Below are 18,214 nucleotides of genomic sequence, written 5' to 3'. Positions count from 1 at the left end.
TCGCCGGTGATGACCGAACAGAACATCCGTCCCCGAAGCGAATCTAAGGATGCGACCCTTCTGGCTCGTATTGGGCAGGGCGACATGGCAGCCATGAAAATACTGTACGAAGCCCATGCCGACGCGGTGGCCCGCTTTGTTCGTCCACGCGTCAGGGACGCTGCCGAGGCCGACGACATTGTCCATGACACGATGCTGAGCGTATGGCGTGGTGCAGCGGGCTTTCAGGGTCGTTCAAGCGTGCGGTCCTGGATCCTGACCCTGGCGCGCAACAAGACCGTTGATCACATTCGCAAGCAAGCTCGCGTCACTCTGGTCGAGGCTGACGAGACGCGGCCAGATGATGCACCGGACCCGGAGGCTGTGATCGGCGCCTCACAGGATTCGGCGCGGCTGCGGGCTTGTCTCGACAAGTTGCCAGAGCGTCAGCGGGCCGCGATACATCTGGCGTTCTACGAAGAGATGACCTGCGCTGAGGTGGCCGTGGTGGAAAATGTCCCAGAAGGCACGATAAAAAGCCGCATTCATCACGCCAAGCAGAGCTTGATGCGGTGCCTGTCACGCGGCAAGCTGAAATGATTTTGAACCGTTCCGCTTCTCGCTCGTCCAATATGTACGGCATAACCTGGCAAAGAGGTTGACATGGACCGACCAGACGGATTGAGCGAAGACACATTGCTGGCGCACCTGCGCGGTGAAACCGACCCCGAGACGGCAGCCCGGATCGAGGCGCAGGCCGAGGCAGACCCCGCCCTGCGGGCGGAACTGGCGTTGATGGCTGGGCTGCGGGGCGCATTGGCGCAGGGTGAGGGCGCTGCGCAAGGAGGTTGGGACAGGCTCGCCGCCGAAATCGACCGAACCAAGCCTGCCAACTTGCCACACCGGCCCGTGTGGCGCATCGCGGCCCTTTTTCTAGGAGCGGTGGTGTTGGTTCAGGGGGCCTTTCTGGTCGTCGGTGACGGTTCTGGGGATGGCCCGCTGTATCGTACGGTCACCGAAGCGCCGGCGGAGGCGACCCTCGCCGTGGCGTTCGAGGCGGAGACCACCGCGGCTGAGATCGAGGCCTTGCTGCGCGAGACCGGCGCAAGCATCATGGATGGGCCGTCGGCGCTTGGTCTTTACCGGTTGGTCTTCGTCGATGCCGCGGCGCGCGAGGCGGCGCAGACGGCGCTGGAAACCTCACCGCTGGTCGAAATCGTTGCCGAGGAGTGATATGATCCGTTTGACCGTGTTCTTGTGTCTTTTCGTGGCCGCCTGCGGACCTGTAGGGCCACCCCGCGGCGCCGGGCCGGGTGGCTTGCCCTTTGCCGTGACTGACGAACGGCAGTTGGTCGTGCTGACGGCCGAGGCGCCCGAGGTGCTGATCACCGAAGCCGAGGCGCGCGGCTACGTCCTGCTTGCCCAGCACCCGTTGCCCCGTCTTGACGACACGATGGTCGTGTTTCGCATTCCCATCGACACCACCATCCCCGAGGCCATCGACGAGATCGAGGCCGCCGTCCCCGGCGTGACGGCAGGAGCCAACCACCTCTACCGTTTGCAGAGCCAGGGACAGGCGCGCCTTGACTATGCCGCATCCATGATTGGCTGGCCCGATGGGGGCTGCGTTTCCCGCGCTCGTGTGGGCATGATCGACGGCGGGGTGGCTCCGGGCCATCCCGGTCTCACCTCCGGTCAGATCGTTCAGGACGTGTTTGGCGACGGATCCAACGCAGCAGCCATGGATCACGGGAGTCGGATTGCCGCGCTGCTCATAGGGCCGGGACGGTTGCGCGGCGCGCCGCTCTACAGCGCAAACGTCGTCGCTGAGGGCGACGCGGCGGGTGTCGTTCCGATCCTGCGCGCCCTAGACTGGCTGGCGGCGAACGAGGTGCGCGTTGTCAACATCAGCATGGCCGGGCCACGCAACAAGCTGATGAACCGGGCCCTGTCGCGGGCGGTGGCAGACGGTATGGTTCTGGTGGCCGCCGTCGGCAATGATGGCCCGAGCGCGCCACCCCAGTTTCCCGCCGCCTTTCCCTTCGTGTTGGGCGTGACGGCAGTCGGCAGCGACGGCGCGGTGTTCCGCAACGCAGGACGTGGGCCCCATGTGGACGTGGCCGCGCCGGGCGTCGATGTTATCGTGCGCGACGGTGCGCGCCTGCGGATCGCCAGCGGCACCTCAATGGCCGTGCCTTTCGTGACCGCGTCCATCGCGGCGGACGCAAATCTGGTGCGCCGACCGGTCGAGGCGATCCGTAGGCATTTCACTGCCACATCGACAGATTTGGGGCCCGCCGGGCGCGACACAGTTTTCGGAGCAGGGCTTTTGCAGTTTGCGGGATGCTGAGATCTGTCAAGCGGTCCTGATCAACCCCAGCTTAGTGGTCCAATTTGATTGTTAGTGCATGGCCGGCCTGGGGTCCATCTGGACGATGGTTTCCGGGGCCGGAGGGCAATAGCCCAGAGCCCTATGTGGGCGTTTGGTGTTGTAATGTTTCCTCCATTGTTCGATCAGGATTTGAGCCTCACGCAGGCTGTAGAAGATTTCGCCCTTCAAGAACTCGTCCCGGAACCGTGCGTTGAAGCTTTCGCAGTATCCGTTCTCCCAGGGTGATCCGGGTTCGATGTATGCCGTCTTTGCCCCAACAGCCTTAATCCAATCTTCACGGCCTGAGCAACGAACTCTGGGCCGTTATCCGAACGAATGAACGCAGGGATGCCACGCAGGATAAATAGGTCGCTCAGCACGTCGATTACATTGGCTGGGTTTAGCTTGCGATCCACGCGTATTGCCGGGCCAGCTCGATCATATCCGCTACAAGCTCTTCTTCATCAGTACGTCCAAAGGGGACTTTGCGTTGCGTGGATCGATGCTGCCTCAGAACACGGCAAGCGCGGCGCTCCGAGACATTCAGGTCTATCCGCCTGCACTCCAGCGATAATAAGTTTGCTCAGTCACACCGATCTGTCGGATCGCATCCAGACGCGGCATGCCTTGCCCTGTCAGGACCTCAACCTGCCGTAACTTCGTGGCAATCTCTTCGGGCTTCGGTCGCTTGTTGGCCATGGCTTTCCTCCGTTTTTCTAAACATAGCGGAGGACCACTTCAGTAGGAGAAGACCGCGTTTTTAACGCGATATGCAGGATTGGCCTGTTCTTTGCCGTAATCGCGCCACGTGTCTGCCCGCAAATAGTCTGCCTCTGGCAAAGCCATCCGGGAAATATGATCAAGAATATCGCGATCACAGATGCGGCGCTGATTTGCGCCAAGTATGTGCTGTTCGAGTAGCTGGCGAGGAAGGTCGATATCATGTCGGCTCTTGAGGCGGAGAAGAGCAACACCCAAAACGGCTCGTTCCAGTAAGCATGGCGGATAACGCAAACATCGACCTGATTATCAAACTAGCCAGTAGGATCAGAATGAGCATGATCTCCCTTAAAGGGCTTGCCCCATTAATCTCGCGGCTTTTGAAAGCTCTATCGGAATATCCCGCACAAAAAATAAAAAGTGCATCCAGACGACGATCGTTAGACTAATGAGCATCACAATACACACCAGCTCGAAACTCATGTCGAGCAGTCCCGGATTGATGCCGATCAGAAGGATCGGCATTGAAAGTGCGATGGATGGCATCATCGTCTTGGGCGCCATGCCAAGAGCAATTACTCTCGCCCGTCTGAGTGGCATGCAGGCCAAGGATCAAGCGGCTGGGATCGCGACAAGCAAGGTAGCGGTGGTGAACCTACGCGAAGTGAGGGTCGAGTTGAGCAAGTATCGTCCGGTGTCTGTCCCGTCCCAAAGGGTTCGGAAAGCACCCATAGCCCACTCGAAATTCACAAGAACCGGCGGAGACCTCAGCACGTCTGAATGTGATCTGAAGGTTGTCAGTGTAATCCAGAGGACTGGAAAGGAGATGATCCCTCCAACAATCTAGCGGACAACCGCGAACAGCAGCTTGTGCGACTTCGGGACTGCTCTCGCCACAGTTTTAGTCCTCCGCGAGACCGGGGGACACAGAAGGTTTCCAATCTGTGGAAGTAACGCCCCGGACGCGCATGTTCGTCCGCGCATCCGAGGCCCTTTGCTCGTTTTCTACGATATGACGCTATCGTCGGGGCTTGTGTCGATGCCAATGATGAGCGGATCGTGGTCAGAGGAGGCGAAACGACTTGGCTCATAGAAGTTGGGGTTGTTGAAGGCCGCGTTGTAGCTCAACAAGTCCGGCTCATCCGCGTTGATATGCCATTCTTCCGCACCTGTAATCATGTCAGCCATGCCACCCGATGCAATCGCATGATCAAGTGCACCTCGCTGACCGTCGAAGACAAAGCTGTAGGCTTCATCCTGGCCAATGAACTGATCTATCAGATCTACAAGACCGGGGTCATCCGTCAGCGATTGCACCGGGTCTTCCTTCGCATAGGCGTTCAGATCCCCCATGATGATGAAGTTGTCGACGCCTGTGCCCATGTAGTCGTTTTCGATCCAGCTCTGGACTTCACCCGCGGCGTCCGCACGGACCTGGTTCCAGAACGCCTGGCCATCGCCCTGGTCATAGTTCGGGTCATTGACCAATGCGTCGATATCGGCCTGGGTGATGTCTGTACCGCCGTTGTCGAGATAGTCCTGAGCGGCCTCCACCAGATCATCCAGACCGCTTGGACCTTTGGACTTGAAGTGGTTCGAGACGATGGTGAACGTCTCGCCCGTTTCGTTGTCCTCAAAGGTGGCGGCCACCGCTGGGCGGTTCCGCTGGAAGTCGCCGACCTGATCTTCCTCGGGAACCACCGCGTTCAGCACATCGGCCAGCGCAAAGGTGGTCGCCGCGGACGCCTCATCGAAAACGAGGAATTCGGCATGGGTGACCGTCACCGCGTTGGCGTCGTAGATGATGCCGGTGGTGATTGCATCGGTGCCAATAAAGCCCGCATCTGCCGTTGGATCGACAAAAGCGTAGTTCGCGCCAGAGCCGGACATCGCCGCATCCTCATTCAGGGCGTCCACCAGCGCGTCGATGGCCGAACCCTCGGCAAATCCACCGTTCTCGATTTCTTGCAGCGCAAAAATCTCGGCGCCTGTTCCGGTTATCGCGTCGACCAACTTATCGGTTTGCCGCTCCAGATCGGCGTCGGAGGATGCGCCACGCGGGTTAAGCTCACCGGGACCGGAGGTGCCCTCGCCACGTAGCGTCGTGAAATAATTCAAGACGTTGATCGACGCGACCTGAATATTGCCACCTACATCTGGTGCGTCTTCTTCGCGCGCTTCCGAATTCGTCGTCTCATCAATGTTCAACTGACCATCGACCAGCATCCGATATTCGCCGAAGCCAAACGTCATGACGCCACTGGTGGGACCGTCAATCTCTGCCCCCAAACGCAGTGTCGGGCCATCGGCTGTGAACGTGTCGCCCGCGTCCAGATACCCGTTGCCATTGTCGCCTTCCGTGGTGTTCGGGATATAGACGAATTCGTCCGGATTTTGCGCCGACACGCCATCGTCGATGATGAGACGGTTGTTCAGGTTGGCTTCGATCAGTGCTTGCACCTCATCCTGTTCGGTTTGCGCATCGAAGAGCTGTGTGGGCTGGGTCTGAATACCGGCCGAGACGGTGATCTCGCCGAAGCGGTCGAGGTTGAAGTTTTCGATGACCGTGATGTTTTCGCCGTCCACGCCGCTGTCGAGGGTAAAGCGCATCCCCTCAATCGCTTCAAAGTTCTGCTCAGCACCACTGAGCAGCACAGCCGCTGCCATGGGCAGCGGGTTACCCGAGGAGACAACCCGGACAAAATCCTGACTGAGCTGGGTTTGACCGAAGACTTCATCGACCACGCCACGGGTGACGACCAGATCACCGACAGCTGGCTGATCCACGCCGCCGGTAAAGACAAAGATGCCTTCGGAGGTCAGCGCATTGCCGTCACTGTCGCTGTCTTGCTCTTGCAGGAAGTACCCATCCGACGTCACGTAAGTCACGATGGCTTCGACGGTGACGACCTGGTCGACGAGGGCGCTGGCATCGCCCTCGCCCTGCACATCGGAGATCAGTGTGATGTCATCATCGTCCAGAATCTCGACCGAGGCGCTGTCTGTGGTGATTTCTCCACCAACCGGGTTCGACAGGGTGACTGTAAAGGTCTCATCATCTTCGATCACCTCGTCACCGGTGACCGTAAAGGTCACCGTGGCGCAGGTTTGGCCCGCCGCGAACGTGACCGTACCAGCTGGCAATGTACCGCCGAAATCGTCCGCATCCACATCACCACCGATGGTGAAGTCCACGCTGCCTGCCTCCGACACGTCGCCATCGCGGGTAATGAGGAAGCTGTATTCGGTGCCCCCCTCGTCGCCTTCGAGCGCGTCACCGCTGCTCGTTGAGATGGAATAGGTTGGCGGTTCCGGCTCGCTCGTGCCACCAGTCCCTTCGATGACCAGGTTCTGAAAGGCAAATGCCTCTGACCCGCCATCGGTTTCCGCGGTAAAGGTAAGGTTCAGGATTGAACCTTCACCCTCAATCGCGCCGCTCAGCGTCTGCAAGACGTTCGACAGGACTTCACCCGAGCCGGCAACCGTCAGCGGGTCATTGAGCGTGAACACATCTCCATCCGCGAGCGTATAGTCGAGTGAGGCCGCCTCGTCCGCGACGAAGTCGAACAACGTCATCTCGGTGCCGCCGTCGATATTGTAGGTGAAGGTGAAGCTGTCCGAGCCTTCGAAGTCGCCCATCGCACCTGCGTCAAGCGACAGGACCAGATCGCTGAACCCCGAGATGTCAAAGGCCCAGGTCGCCGAAACTGGGCCAGTGGTGTCGCTGTTTACCGAATCTGTTACGCCAAAGAAGGACGTTGTGTTGGTTGCCGCGTCGATGATGCCCAGAGTATCGTTTGCAAAACCCGCATTGCTGTCATCGACAAGGCTGAACGGGATCGACGCGCTGGTGCCAACCTGAAAGATGCCAAAGCCGTCCCCTGGGCTGGAGAAGGCAGGGGCGTTGTTGGTGAAGCTGATAAGGTTCCGATCAGCATCGCCCGTCAACGCCGATGCCACGACCTGCGGCCCCGAGGGTGCGGCCGCTTCGATCACAAGGTTCTGCATGGCAAATGCCTCGGACCCGCCATCGGTGCTGGCGGTGAGAGTCACGTTCAGGACCGAACCGGTGCCTTCAAGGCTGGCGCTCAGCGTTTGCAGGATGTTCGACAGAACCTCGCCGGACCCGGCGACTGTGAGCGGGTCGTCCAGTGTTTCGACGTCGCCATTGGCGAGGGTATAGTCCAGCGAGGCGTCCTCGTCCGCGACAAAGTCAAACAGGACGATCTCTGCGCCGCCATCAATGTTGTAAGTCAGCGTGAAGCTGTCAGAGCTTTCAAAATCTCCCATCGCACCCACGTCGACAGACAGGCTCAGCTCAGTCTGGCCCGCGATGTCGAAGGACCATTGCGCCTCATAGGCTTCGTCGGTGGGATTGTCGCTGTTGATCGTGTCGGTGACACCAAAGAACACATCCGTGTTCGAATTGCTGTCAATGATGCCCAGGCTGTCGCCTGGGAACACGGCCGCGCTGTCATCAATCAGGCTGAATGGAACAGACCCCGCGCCAACTTGAAAAAAGCCAAACCCGTCACCCGCGCTTGAGAAGGCGGGGGCCGTGCTCACAAAGCCCAGAAGGCCAAGCGAGGCGCTGCCGACCATATCAAAGGCAATCGGGCCGGAGCCGCCGTTTCCAGGTGTGCGCTGCACCTGCACCTGGATTTCCTGGCTGGTTGTATTCGTGCCATCAGAAACCAGAAGTTCGAGATCGTAGATACCGTCGCCCCCTTGATCGAGGGGGTTGTCTGCGGTGGGCGTGGTGATGAAGCTGATGGCGCCAGTTTCTGCATCAATTGTGAACAGCTCCGCATCGACCCCGGCCAGAGCGAAGCTGAGCATGTCGCCTTCGACATCAGAGGCCGCAATGACCGCTTGGAATGTGCCGTTGCCCTCGATCAGGCAGATTTGATCCACGGCCAGCAGGGTTGGGGCGTCATTCTCCCCCTCGATCGTCACAGTGACGGTAGCAGTCACTGTGCTGCCTTGGTTGTCAGTGACCGTGTATGTGAAGGTGTCGGTTGCAGTTTCGCCTGAACCCAGCATATCGAACAGATCGCCAGGGGTGTAAACGACCTGCCCGTCTACCAGTTCAACAGTTGCACCTGACGCACTGGTGCCCGACACGCCGGTGATTTCCAGTGTATCGCCGTCAAACTCCTGATCATTCTCCAAAAGCGCGCCGACACCAATCGTCAGGGTCGTATTTTCGCCAGTGGCAAATGCGTCATCGCCCGCCAGGACAGCATTGTTTCTGCCATCCAGAAACAGGGTGTAGTCGTCCTCTTCGAAGTACAGAGCTTCGACGCTATACAGCTTGTCGCGGCCCGCATCGTCGACGGCATTGATGGACTTTACAATCGTGGGCCCGGACTGACCAAAGGTTGAAATGCTGTAATCGTTGATCGAGCCAGAATATGCGGCCGTGTCAAAACCGAAGCCGCCAAAGATGCGATCATTGCCCGCGCCCCCGTGGATCGTGTCATTGCCGAATCCTGCAAAGACCAAGTCATTTCCACCGCCCGCTTTGATCCTATCATCGCCAAAAAAACCAAAGATGAAGTCTCTTTTGTTCGTTCCATTCAAGGTGTCCGACCCAAACGAACCAAAGATGAAATTCGATGAAAAGTAGCCCATTGCATATTCCTTAAACTGCCAAACACGGCGTGCTATCGCACCTCTCTATGACACACGTTTGACGATAGTTTTGATAGCTCGGTGAAAGTGGCGACCCCGAACGTCAGGCAAGCCCGCGACGAGAGACACCAAAAAAGGCATTTCCGCCCATGGTTCTTCTCGCCGCGGGTATCAAGCGGACTGTTCTGCCGCGCAGCCAATGGCCATCCATCTGCGACGAGGCTACGAAATCAGCTCACGCCGATGCGACGCAGCCTTCGAAGTCGGAAAGGCGCTCAGAAGGCCACATGTCCGCAGGATAGCAAATGTCGACATGGCGCTAGAAGATGAAAGCATCTGCCGACAGGGTGTCGATATCCATATCTTCAAGACGGATGCGATCAGCGCCGCTGTCAGAGGTGATAATGGCGTTGTTGTTTGAATGAACGATTGACAGATCATCGAAGCCCGATGCCTGACCGTGGCCGCTCAGGTCGATCAGATCACCTTCGGCCGTATCGAAGTCGGTCACGCTGTCGCGCCCGTCGCCGTCGTTGAACACGAATGTGTCTGCGCCACCTCCGCCATCCAGGATATCGTTGCCCTGGCGCGCTCGGAACAGGTTGTCCTGCTCATCCCCTTCGAGCAGTCGTTGAACGACGACCCGAACAATCCCTCGATCGAGATGAACGTGTCGCCCTGTGCATCGCCGCCGATCCCAGTGCCCGCGACCAGATCAACGTCAACGCCCGCTGCCGAAGCAACGAAGGATGCGGTGTCTGTAGATATGTACGGTCACGAAGATCGGGCCTTGCGATAACGCGATATCATTGTTCAATTTTGGGTCAGGCCAGGCACCGGCGACGGTCGTCGCGCTTGGATCTTTGACCTTTGGCATGTCTCGCCTCGTGACCTAGATCCTGCCGATGCTGCGCCGCCTGCGAGGTTCGCAACGAACCCACACCGGAAATCTCTGAATCTTGCCTAGAGAGCGCGCAGCACAGACATCTCTGCCGATGTGCAGCTTGGCGTGCTGCTGCGCGATCGACAAACCGGCCATTGGTGCGCTGCGGAGCGACGCTTGCTGCGGCAATCAACTAGTCTCGAACACTGCTGACCTCAATCAAAACAACGAAAACAGCCTCTTTTAGTTTTCTTGCCTTTGGTTCAGGCATCAAAAGCAGACATTAGCCCATATAGACTTGCTGTCACTGCAAACCCCAGGCCGATTGCACCCGGCGTACTGCCAAAGCCAAGCCACCCAATTGTTGATCCCGCCAACAGCCCAATGAAACCACCAATGCTCGGCTTCATGACTGTTTCCTATCTCCTCGATATTGCCGCTTTAGTTCAACGGGTGAACTTATTATTGCCGGTTCTGATCGGGTGGACCGATCAGAACCTGTGTCGTTTAGCTGATGCTCTTTATGCACGCTGCACAAAAAACGAGACAACGTGAACGGGTTACTCAAAACCTGCGGCTGTCGTAGCAAGGGTCTGATTTCTGGCATCAACCCGAGCCTGAACTGCAGCGCACGCCTCGATATTCCCTTCCAAACAGGCGGCATCCAGCTGTCGGCTAGCTGAGATTTCCGCAGGAGAGTCGCAGGCGCTCAGTCCAAGCACTGCAAGAAGTGCGTATCTTTTCATTGATGTTCTTTCTTATGTTTTGGTTTCGTGCCGGGTGTCGAATGAGCACGGGTTAGTGGACAAGGCTTTCAGCCCCGCGAGGAATCCGCGAAGCCATGACCTTCTGGTTTCAGGTGTTCGTGAGTGGTGATTGGTTCGTCCTGGTCAGTCTTGATTGATCAGGTTTCGCCTGGCTGTCCTGTAATGTCGTCCACCCCATCACGCTTAGACATACTTTTTCGAAAACTCGTAGGTGTTTGTCCGGCATGCCGTTTGAAAGCATTGTAAAACGAGGAGCGGGCGTTGAAGCCGACGTCGTACGTTATGTTCAAGACAGATTTGTCTGTCGTCGCCAGCAAGCTTTTGGCCTCGGCGATTCTGTAGCTGTTTACAAAATCGAAGAAACTCTCACCTATCACCTCATTCAGTGTCTGAGAGATGTAGTTTGATGACGCGCCTATGTGACTGGCCAGAGCCCACAGCGACAGGTTGGCATCTCGATGCAAGTGGTCCACTTCCATAGCGCTGCGAAGTTTGCGGCACAAACGCTCAGAAGCTTCAGGGCTCAAAGCCGATTTCTCGTACTTTCCCGATGGCTGCGCGTTGGTCGCCGAGGCATCATCTTCAGTGGCGGGTGACAATGGGGGACGCTGGCGTATCCCCCAGAGCGTCAATGCGCTGACAAGTAAGAAACCGACGCAGCTTGCCAAAATGACAACTGACGGTGGGGCTTCTTCGAAGCCTACGGCACCCAACAATAGCAGTGTCATGGCAAGCCAAAATGAAGAGCCCAAGCCGCCGATGACGTATATCCAGCGCAACTCGAATTGTTCGGTGCTGGAGTAGTAGTCACGCAGCTTGAGACGGAATCTGGAAAGGCGGCGCAGAATGAGGACCAGGTAGAATGCGATCTGGGGAAAAACCGCAAGTTGGAGTAACCCCATAAATACCATAAGCGTCACATACCCTGCTGATGTCGGCTGTGAATCGTTCGAAAACAGCGCCTCGCGAATGGCTGGCGGCGATGCCAAGACCATGATCACGACGACGACGCTCGCAGCAGGCAGGGCAAAATGTCGGGCAAGGCGCGTGGGCAGCTCCTGTTCTGATGATGTTAAGATCTGCACATAGAGCCAAAAAAGAGGTGCAAGAAAAAACGAGCTGGGCCATGTGATCAAGTCCGCTGTCGATGCATAGACACTTGGCAAGGATACAAATACCTGGGTGAAGGCATCTGGGAGGTTGTTCACTGCGATGGCTGCGAGGAAAATCGCGAAACTCCGGCTGACGCGTGAGTGTCGTGTTTGCATCAGGCAGAAAGCAGCACCAAAAAAGGCGATTGCGACCGAGCCAAGGCTCGTCATCTCGACCAGAATGTCGTCCATAAACCCAACTTCCTCGCGTATGCCAGACTGCAATTCATAAAGGACGCAGCCCTTGTGCGTAGCGTTCTATAGCACCATTTCGGTTGGTAACTGCCGCGCGGACCCGGCCAGTTGCAAGTTCGGCTGCCATAATGGCATCGAACCCATAATTTCGCCCCTCGTGCCAAATGACGCGTCCCGGTTCAACAAACAGGCCCAATCCGGATTGCTGGCTCACCGGTGTGATCATTCGTGAGACCAACTCGAACGGCAAAATAGCGCGACGTTTGTAGTGCAAGGAATCGAGTATCGTTTGAAGAATTTTTGCGAGGTCCGAAGCCGTAGCCCATAGTCCGGCAGCTGCACTTTCCGGGTGCCTTCTGAACCCACCTTCCACGGGTTCGCCGCTCTCCAAGACGCCATGGGCGAAGGCCGCTTGCGGCGTAATCGCGAAGGTTGCCGAAGACGCGCCAATGGGCTGAAGAACCGCTCTTGATGTATAGGTTGACAAAGCCTCATTGGTGACCTCTTCGATCAGCGCCTGTAACACCATCGTTCCTCCACCGCTATATCGGAACTGACCGAACAGCCGCGGACCGGCCCGCACCGCACCGGAATTTGCAGGCGTGCGCCCGTCGAGGATTTCAAATAGGTCGGGCAGGTCTTCGGATGGGCCGTATCCACCAAATCCATGGGTTGAAGTGCCTGAAGTGTGAGACATAAGTTCCGCAACCGTCGCTGTATCGCCTCGTAGACCAGGCAATTGCCAGCGCCTCAGGTATTGGTTCACTGGTGCGTCGAGCGCCAAGTGACCATCACGGACCAAGGTCAGAACGGCAAGTGATGTCACGGTCTTTGAACATGACGCCACTTGAAAAAGCGTGTCGTCATCGACCGCGAGGCCATCCTGCGCCATACCTCCATGTTGCACGGTCAGAAGGCCGTCGTTTATCGCGGCAATTTGATAGCCAACTTCGGTTTCGTTAGCGTGTTGCTGTCCAAAAGAAAGGCGCGCCAGCGGCATAGAAGCTGCTGCGAGACCCAGCATGTAAAATGTTCGTCGGTTCATCGGTTTGATCTTCCTGCCCCCGGCTCTGGCCAGAATTTCTGGCTGTTCATGGCGGAGATGGGTCAAGCCGGAACCGAAGTCGCCTGTGCCTATAGGTTTGGACGGAAGGACGACGTTTCAAATCCGCCTTTCCCGCCACGGTCAGCGGCGCGGGAAAGATAAGAAATCTGCGGAGTGCACTGATGATCAGCCTGCACAGAACAGTCGCTATAGTTGCTTGTCCCCATGTCGGCCTCCTCGCCGCAAGTTAGGGGGCAAAGCGTCTACAAATCTAGGGGCACCTCAAAGAAAGGCTCAAGACGCGCCATCTGCGCGTCGCTCGACCGAAAAAGATCAGACATGTTCACCGCTCGATTTTCGAACCGTGAACCACGCCGTTAAGTGAAAATCAACGGGTCCTGACCCTAGGCCCAAGTTGTATCCGCTTGGAGAACTTCCCGATTTTCTCGAGACGTGCAACATGTTGAGGTGAGTACAGAACCAGCTCCTTCACCTGCTTCTTCGATAGTATCCGCATCACAAACTCTCCATAATTGAACACCATTGCGATGCCCTAGGGTTACGACAACCTCGGCACCACAAGAGTGTGTAAGGTCGGCAGGTGTGCCTAGGCTGAACATGGCAACACCCTGTTTCGCTGATTTTTTGGCGAACCAGAAGGTGGACCAAACTCTCAAAGTCCTGAGTTTGCCAACAAAAATGAATGTTTATGATGTGAAATGGTGCCCCCACACGGACTCGAACCGCGGACCTACTGATTACAAATCAGTTGCTCTACCAGCTGAGCTATAGGGGCCTTGGGCGCACCGTCTACTCCTTGCGCTTCGTGGTGGCAAGATCGTTTTTCCATCCGGGTCAGAGGTTTTATCTCGGTCCGCTTTCCGTGTATCTACCGCGTGTCGTTCACAGTTCCCGGCAGGTCGATCCGCATGCAAATTGTCCTTCACGCAGGTGCCCACTTCACGGAAGAGGAGCGCCTTGTCCGCTGCCTGCTGCGCAACAAGGAGGATTTCTCGAAGCGCGGGGTCGCCGTTCCGGGACCGGGAAAATACCGCACCCTCCTGAAACAGACCATGGCCGCCCTACAGGATGCACCGCCTGCGCCGGATGCACGGGATGTCCTGCTGGACCTCATTCTGGATGAGGAAACCGCAGAACGCATGATCCTGAGCCATATGTTCCTGTTCGGCGCACCGCGGGCCTGCGTGCGCAACGGCTTCATTTACGAAGCGGCAGCCGAACGCATCGCGCAATTGTCAGCCCTTTTCGTAAATGATCAGGTCGAGGTGTTTCTGGCCTTGCGCAACCCGGCAACCTTTCTGCCCGCGCTCTTTGACCAGGCGCCGCAGGACGACATGGACGCCTTCCTGCGCGGGGCCGATCCATATGCCGTCCGCTGGTCCGACACGATCAACGCCATCCGCTCGGCGGCACCCGACGTCACGATCACCACATGGTGTTTCGAAGACATGCCCATGTTGTGGGCACAGATCGTGCGCGAATTGGCAGGGTTGGAACCCGGCGAAAAGATCATTGGCGGCTTCGATCTTCTGTCCGAGATCATGTCCAAGGAAGGCATGCAGCGCTTCCGCGCATACCTCAAATCCCACCCGACGATGACAGAGGCGCAAAAGCGGCGGGTGATCGTCGCTTTCCTCGACAAGTTCGCAATCGAGGAAGAGATTGAGGAAGAATTGAACGCCCCCGGCTGGACGGATGAGGTCATCGAAACGATGACCAACCTGTATGAAGAGGACATGGCACGCGTGGCCGCCATTCCTGGCGTGACCTTCATCGCGCCCTAGCCCGTCGGCAGATCCTCAAACACCGGGATGCCATCCGGCACATGACGGAACGGTTGTGCCTGCGCATGGCAGATGGCCACGCGCGGTTTGAAATGGCTTGCGTCATCGAAGGTTGTCGATTTCCGATCGGACATCGAGATCCCGAAATTAGTTTCGTCGGAGCGGCTTTCGCAAATCGTGGAAAATGGACTGGCCTGCAAGCGGGCCTTTCGCGACGGGTCATCGCGGACGCGTCACGCCTATGTTCTTACACAAAACGGGCGCGATCTGGCGCCGGTGATCCTGGCGCCCAAGCAGTGGGTCGACAAACACATGAAGGATGGCCCATCCGCGCGCGCACTGACGGACACGCAGTCCGGCGTGCCGATCGAGATCGGGATCGCTCGTGCGCAAGATGCGCTGCCCCTGTCCCGGCTGACCTACAAGGTCAAAGGCCGCTGAATGCGGGGCTGCGCCATGGGCGCTCAGCTCATGCCAAGCGCTTCCTTATACAGCTCCAGCACCGCCTCCTCTTCGGCGATGTCGTCGCTGTCGCGCTTGCGCAGGGCGATCACCTTGCGCATCACCCGAGTGTCATAGCCGCGCGCCTTCGCTTCAGCCATCACTTCCTTTTGTTGCTCCGCGATGTCCTTCTTTTCGGCCTCGAGCCGTTCGAAACGTTCGATGAACTGACGCAATTCATCTGCCGTGACACGGTAGCTTTCTGCGTTGGTGGCGGTGTCGGTCATGGCGCGCTCCTTGGCTTGAGTGAGCCTGCTGGATAGCGATGCAGGCACAGTGTCGCAAGGGGCTTGATCCCTTGTCATCCGAACGGCGCTCGGATAGCCCCGGGGCATGGAGCAGGATAGCAGTTTTACCGTGTTCGACGGCATCATCTGGGGCGGGGCCGCCCTGTCAGTTGTGGGCCTGATCGGCCTTGTTTGGTGCATTCTGAAGGTATGGCGCGCGCGCGCCGCCGGGTTGGAAGACGCGGAAATGCGCGCCGTCGTGGCGCGTGTGCTGCCGTTGAACCTCGGCGCGCTCTTCGTATCGGTTCTGGGCCTTATGCTCGTGATCGTGGGTATCTTTCTGGGATAGAGGACGGACACGTGCCAATCGACTGGATTTGGGGCCTCGCTGGCGGGCTTTTGATCGGCACGGCCGGGGCTGTTCTCCTGCTGGGCACCGGACGGATCATGGGGGCCAGCGGCATGGTGGGCGGCCTCGTCGACGGCTCCGGCACGGACAAGGCAACCACGGCGGCCTTCCTTGTCGGTCTCATCGGCACGCCCGCAGTGATGAGCCTTGCCGGATGGCAGGTCAGCACACAGGCCACCACCTTCCCATGGCTTCTGGTCCTCGGGGGCCTCTGCGTTGGCATCGGGACCCGGTTTGCCAATGGCTGCACGTCGGGGCACGGGGTGTGCGGCATGTCGCGCCTGTCGATGCGCGGCTTTGTGGCGACCGCCGCCTACATGGGTGCCGGTGTGCTGACGGTCACTGCGCTGCGCCTTGGGCTGGGCCTGTGATGCGGGCGGCCATCGCACTGGTCAGTGGGGCGCTCTTCGGTGCTGGTTTGCACATCTCGGGCATGACAGACACGACCAAAGTGCGCGGGTTCCTCGACATCGGCGGCGCGTGGGATCCGACACTCGCCTTTGTAATGGGCGGCGCCATGCTCCCTATGATCATCGCCTGGCGGCTCACCGCTGAGCGGACGCCCGTCGCGGGCAGGGCTTTTCCCGCACCACCACGGTCAGAGATCACGCGCCCGCTTGTGCTGGGCTCTGTGCTCTTCGGCATCGGCTGGGGGCTTGTGGGGCTTTGCCCCGGCCCCGCACTCGCGTCCATCAGCTATGGCGGCTGGCAAGGCGCGCTATTTCTCGCCGCGATGCTGACCGGCATGTGGGCCGTGCCGCCCCTGCGCCGTCTGCTGGACAGTCGCCAGCGCGCGTCCTAAACCAAGCACATGGACATCAGACAGATCACGCCCGCCTATTTCGTGGCCCCGCAACTCGATCCCGCGGACATGCCGGATATCGCAGCCGCCGGGATCAAGACGGTGATCTGCAACCGCCCCGACGCCGAAGTGCACCCGGCCTTTCAGGCCGACGCACTCGAGGCGGCGGCGCTGGCCGCCGGGCTCACCTTTCACCGGCTGCCCCTGACACACCAAACCATGACGCCGGACAACGTGGCCCAACACATGGCCTATGCCGAGGAAACCGAGACACCCGCGCTGGCCTATTGCGCCTCGGGAACCAGGTCGACGGTGGTGTGGTGCTTGGGTCAAGCGGGGCGTATGCCCTGCGACGACATCCTGCGGGCGGCGCGCGCGGGCGGCTACGACCTTGATGCACTGCGCCCCACGATCGAAGCGATGGCCGCACACAAGACCGGCTAGCCGCCGGTCGCAGCCAGATCCGGCAAGTCGGCCAGATCAGGCAAGTCGGCCAGATCAGGCAAATCAGCAAGGTCAGGCAGCGCGTCAAGCTCCGGCAACTCCGTCAGCGCAGGCAGGTTTTCCGCAGGATCAGACGCCAACGCCGCCGCATTGTCCGCCACCGGTTGTGACGGATCACCAGTCTTCACTGCATCGGGCACGGCCAGTGCGTCTTCCACAACCGCCTCTGACATCTCGGCCCGGGCTTCTCCAGTGCGCCGCGCAGGCCCCTCAATCTCTTCAACGCGCGGCATGTCCACCAACGGCTCATCCGATGCGCGTCGCAGGGGTTGCGACGCGTGGCTGGGCTTGCGCTGCGGTTTGACGGCGCGCACACCGTTCACATGCCCCACAACGCCCCGCCCGACAATGCGGCCCGTATTGGTCAGGATCTGCACGTTTGGAAAGGCGCCCGGGGGCAGTGGCAACTCGTCACCGGGCGTTAGGCTTTGCAGCGTGCCAAGCGGTAGATGCAGACTGCACAATACCATCTTCAAATCCGCGTTGAGCGCCATGACGGTGTCGGTCATTGTCGGCTGGTCCAGCGCCTCCGCATCCTCCTCATCGGGATGCGCCTGCTCAAGCGGATCTGGCAAGGGTAGCACGAACAGAATGTCGCCCTGCCGGGCACCGCGTGCCACATCCACCGTCAGGCGGATCACCATGTAGTCCTGCGCATCAAGCGCCATGGCCAGCGTTCGGGTATCGTCCGCCTTAGCCCCAAAGCGGAACCCATCGACCAGGGACATATCCTCCGGGTCGTCCAGAACCGGCAAAAGACGGTCAAACACCATGTCGATCAGCGGCGCGCAGATCGCAGCGTCGGTTCGGGTCATGGCCCGTGCGCTGCCGGTATCGGGCTGCACGCTGCCCATCGTCTGTTGCTGGATCAGCCCGCCCACCAGCGCGGGATCAAAGGCCGCCGCCCCCACGTGACCATCCGGGCCATCCAGCAGCATCAGCAGCGCATCATCCTTGAACTGAGCCTCGATCCCATCGCCCGATGTCTTGTCCACAACGGCACCGATCACCGCCATCGGCAGGTCCATCAGCGCATCCGCAACCTTGGCCAGGGTCAGACGCATGGCTTTGGCCAACGTCATGGCCCGCGCCTGACGCACATCGCGCCCCGCCGCAGCGATACGTCCCAGAACACTTGTTTTTGCGGTCTCGCCCATAGCCTCCGCCGTTTCTACGGCCTGCACATGCCGCTCCGGTCTAAGGACGATAGGTTACCAACCG

The 18,214-nt window shown here is 58.9% G+C and carries 18 protein-coding genes, 1 tRNA gene and 1 pseudogene; 9 read left to right on the top strand and 11 right to left on the bottom strand.

Annotated elements, in window-relative coordinates:
• Positions 1 to 9 precede the first annotated feature (9 nt).
• From BWR18_RS02640 to BWR18_RS02630, 3 genes are all read left to right on the top strand, one after another.
• A complete protein-coding gene (locus BWR18_RS02640; RefSeq protein WP_076626577.1) occupies positions 10 to 579 on the top strand; it encodes an RNA polymerase sigma factor in 570 nt (189 codons plus the stop codon).
• Positions 580 to 642: 63 nt separating this feature from the next.
• Positions 643 to 1,212 carry an anti-sigma factor family protein gene (locus BWR18_RS02635; RefSeq protein ID WP_076626576.1) on the top strand — a complete coding sequence of 190 codons (570 nt, stop codon included), beginning with the start codon at positions 643 to 645 and terminating at the stop codon, positions 1,210 to 1,212.
• Between the two features lies 1 nt (position 1,213).
• Positions 1,214 to 2,329, top strand: a complete 1,116-nt coding sequence (locus BWR18_RS02630; protein ID WP_254684921.1) for a S8 family serine peptidase — start codon at positions 1,214 to 1,216, stop codon at positions 2,327 to 2,329.
• Positions 2,330 to 2,380: 51 nt separating this feature from the next.
• Here the strand turns inward: BWR18_RS02630 and BWR18_RS02625 are convergent.
• From BWR18_RS02625 to BWR18_RS02585, 8 genes and pseudogenes are all read right to left on the bottom strand, one after another.
• Positions 2,381 to 3,049, bottom strand: a pseudogene (locus BWR18_RS02625) (integrase core domain-containing protein).
• A gap of 39 nt (positions 3,050 to 3,088) precedes the next feature.
• Entirely contained in the window at positions 3,089 to 3,328 is a 240-nt protein-coding gene (locus BWR18_RS02615) for a hypothetical protein (protein WP_157598629.1), read from the bottom strand.
• 90 nt (positions 3,329 to 3,418) lie between these two features.
• Positions 3,419 to 3,634 (bottom strand): hypothetical protein, encoded by a 216-nt coding sequence (locus BWR18_RS21555; protein ID WP_172839346.1) that lies wholly within the window; start codon positions 3,632 to 3,634, stop codon positions 3,419 to 3,421.
• A 441-nt stretch (positions 3,635 to 4,075) separates the two neighbouring features.
• A complete protein-coding gene (locus BWR18_RS02605) occupies positions 4,076 to 8,704 on the bottom strand; it encodes an ExeM/NucH family extracellular endonuclease (RefSeq protein ID WP_076626572.1) in 4,629 nt (1,542 codons plus the stop codon).
• Between the two features lie 319 nt (positions 8,705 to 9,023).
• Positions 9,024 to 9,245 (bottom strand): hypothetical protein, encoded by a 222-nt coding sequence (locus tag BWR18_RS02600; protein WP_076626571.1) that lies wholly within the window; start codon positions 9,243 to 9,245, stop codon positions 9,024 to 9,026.
• Between the two features lie 1,246 nt (positions 9,246 to 10,491).
• Complete coding sequence (locus tag BWR18_RS02595; protein ID WP_076626570.1) at positions 10,492 to 11,697, bottom strand: helix-turn-helix domain-containing protein; 1,206 nt, start codon at positions 11,695 to 11,697, stop codon at positions 10,492 to 10,494.
• A gap of 34 nt (positions 11,698 to 11,731) precedes the next feature.
• Complete coding sequence (locus tag BWR18_RS02590; RefSeq protein ID WP_157598627.1) at positions 11,732 to 12,811, bottom strand: serine hydrolase domain-containing protein; 1,080 nt, start codon at positions 12,809 to 12,811, stop codon at positions 11,732 to 11,734.
• 654 nt (positions 12,812 to 13,465) lie between these two features.
• Positions 13,466 to 13,541, bottom strand: a tRNA-Thr gene (locus tag BWR18_RS02585).
• Between the two features lie 133 nt (positions 13,542 to 13,674).
• On the opposite strand from BWR18_RS02585, the gene BWR18_RS02580 reads away from it, so the two are divergent.
• Positions 13,675 to 14,550 carry a hypothetical protein gene (locus BWR18_RS02580; RefSeq protein WP_076626568.1) on the top strand — a complete coding sequence of 292 codons (876 nt, stop codon included), beginning with the start codon at positions 13,675 to 13,677 and terminating at the stop codon, positions 14,548 to 14,550.
• Here the strand turns inward: BWR18_RS02580 and BWR18_RS21855 are convergent.
• Complete coding sequence (locus BWR18_RS21855; RefSeq protein ID WP_172839329.1) at positions 14,547 to 14,684, bottom strand: hypothetical protein; 138 nt, start codon at positions 14,682 to 14,684, stop codon at positions 14,547 to 14,549. The two genes, BWR18_RS02580 and BWR18_RS21855, sit on opposite strands and share 4 nt — an antisense overlap.
• Before the next feature lie 43 nt (positions 14,685 to 14,727).
• On the opposite strand from BWR18_RS21855, the gene BWR18_RS02575 reads away from it, so the two are divergent.
• Positions 14,728 to 14,991 (top strand): hypothetical protein, encoded by a 264-nt coding sequence (locus tag BWR18_RS02575; protein WP_076626567.1) that lies wholly within the window; start codon positions 14,728 to 14,730, stop codon positions 14,989 to 14,991.
• A 23-nt stretch (positions 14,992 to 15,014) separates the two neighbouring features.
• Here BWR18_RS02575 and BWR18_RS02570 read toward each other — a convergent pair whose 3' ends face one another.
• Positions 15,015 to 15,278 (bottom strand): DUF2312 domain-containing protein, encoded by a 264-nt coding sequence (locus BWR18_RS02570; RefSeq protein WP_076626566.1) that lies wholly within the window; start codon positions 15,276 to 15,278, stop codon positions 15,015 to 15,017.
• 106 nt (positions 15,279 to 15,384) lie between these two features.
• Between BWR18_RS02570 and BWR18_RS02565 the strand changes: the two genes are divergently transcribed.
• Genes BWR18_RS02565 through BWR18_RS02550 form a run of 4 tightly spaced genes read left to right on the top strand, consistent with a single transcriptional unit; the run spans position 15,385 to position 16,933 of the window.
• Positions 15,385 to 15,627, top strand: coding sequence for a hypothetical protein (locus BWR18_RS02565; RefSeq protein WP_254684920.1), 243 nt, complete (start codon positions 15,385 to 15,387; stop codon positions 15,625 to 15,627).
• An 11-nt stretch (positions 15,628 to 15,638) separates the two neighbouring features.
• The gene (locus BWR18_RS02560) at positions 15,639 to 16,058 is read left to right on the top strand and encodes a YeeE/YedE family protein (protein WP_076626565.1); all 420 of its coding nucleotides are present in this window, start codon (positions 15,639 to 15,641) and stop codon (positions 16,056 to 16,058) included.
• A complete protein-coding gene (locus tag BWR18_RS02555) occupies positions 16,058 to 16,489 on the top strand; it encodes a DUF6691 family protein (RefSeq protein ID WP_076626564.1) in 432 nt (143 codons plus the stop codon). Before BWR18_RS02560 ends, BWR18_RS02555 begins: the two co-directional genes overlap by 1 nt.
• Positions 16,490 to 16,498: 9 nt before the next feature.
• On the top strand, positions 16,499 to 16,933 hold the full coding sequence (locus tag BWR18_RS02550; RefSeq protein WP_076626563.1) for a TIGR01244 family sulfur transferase: 435 nt from the start codon (positions 16,499 to 16,501) through the stop codon (positions 16,931 to 16,933).
• Here the strand turns inward: BWR18_RS02550 and BWR18_RS02545 are convergent.
• The gene (locus tag BWR18_RS02545; RefSeq protein ID WP_076626562.1) at positions 16,930 to 18,150 is read right to left on the bottom strand and encodes a FliM/FliN family flagellar motor switch protein; all 1,221 of its coding nucleotides are present in this window, start codon (positions 18,148 to 18,150) and stop codon (positions 16,930 to 16,932) included. The genes BWR18_RS02550 and BWR18_RS02545 overlap by 4 nt on opposite strands.
• Positions 18,151 to 18,214 lie beyond the last annotated feature (64 nt).

It is taken from the genome of Tateyamaria omphalii, from assembly GCF_001969365.1.
GTDB lineage: Bacteria > Pseudomonadota > Alphaproteobacteria > Rhodobacterales > Rhodobacteraceae > Tateyamaria > Tateyamaria omphalii_A.
The sequence above is the reverse complement of the archived record's forward strand: the minus strand, read 5'-3'. Positions and strand labels throughout refer to the sequence as shown.

Bases quoted from the DNA above. Each gene is read 5' to 3' on its own strand.
- BWR18_RS02565 (WP_254684920.1), top strand. From the start codon at position 15,385: ATGGAGCAGGATAGCAGTTTTACCGTGTTCGACGGCATCATCTGGGGC.
- BWR18_RS02580 (WP_076626568.1), top strand. From the start codon at position 13,675: ATGCAAATTGTCCTTCACGCAGGTGCCCACTTCACGGAAGAGGAGCGC.
- BWR18_RS02595 (WP_076626570.1), bottom strand. From the start codon at position 11,697: ATGGACGACATTCTGGTCGAGATGACGAGCCTTGGCTCGGTCGCAATC.
- BWR18_RS02635 (WP_076626576.1), top strand. From the start codon at position 643: ATGGACCGACCAGACGGATTGAGCGAAGACACATTGCTGGCGCACCTG.
- BWR18_RS02640 (WP_076626577.1), top strand. From the start codon at position 10: ATGACCGAACAGAACATCCGTCCCCGAAGCGAATCTAAGGATGCGACC.
- BWR18_RS02630 (WP_254684921.1), top strand. From the start codon at position 1,214: ATGATCCGTTTGACCGTGTTCTTGTGTCTTTTCGTGGCCGCCTGCGGA.
- BWR18_RS21555 (WP_172839346.1), bottom strand. From the start codon at position 3,634: ATGGCGCCCAAGACGATGATGCCATCCATCGCACTTTCAATGCCGATC.
- BWR18_RS21855 (WP_172839329.1), bottom strand. From the start codon at position 14,684: ATGTCCGATCGGAAATCGACAACCTTCGATGACGCAAGCCATTTCAAA.
- BWR18_RS02550 (WP_076626563.1), top strand. From the start codon at position 16,499: ATGGACATCAGACAGATCACGCCCGCCTATTTCGTGGCCCCGCAACTC.
- BWR18_RS02545 (WP_076626562.1), bottom strand. From the start codon at position 18,150: ATGGGCGAGACCGCAAAAACAAGTGTTCTGGGACGTATCGCTGCGGCG.
- BWR18_RS02570 (WP_076626566.1), bottom strand. From the start codon at position 15,278: ATGACCGACACCGCCACCAACGCAGAAAGCTACCGTGTCACGGCAGAT.
- BWR18_RS02555 (WP_076626564.1), top strand. From the start codon at position 16,058: ATGCGGGCGGCCATCGCACTGGTCAGTGGGGCGCTCTTCGGTGCTGGT.
- BWR18_RS02605 (WP_076626572.1), bottom strand. From the start codon at position 8,704: ATGGGCTACTTTTCATCGAATTTCATCTTTGGTTCGTTTGGGTCGGAC.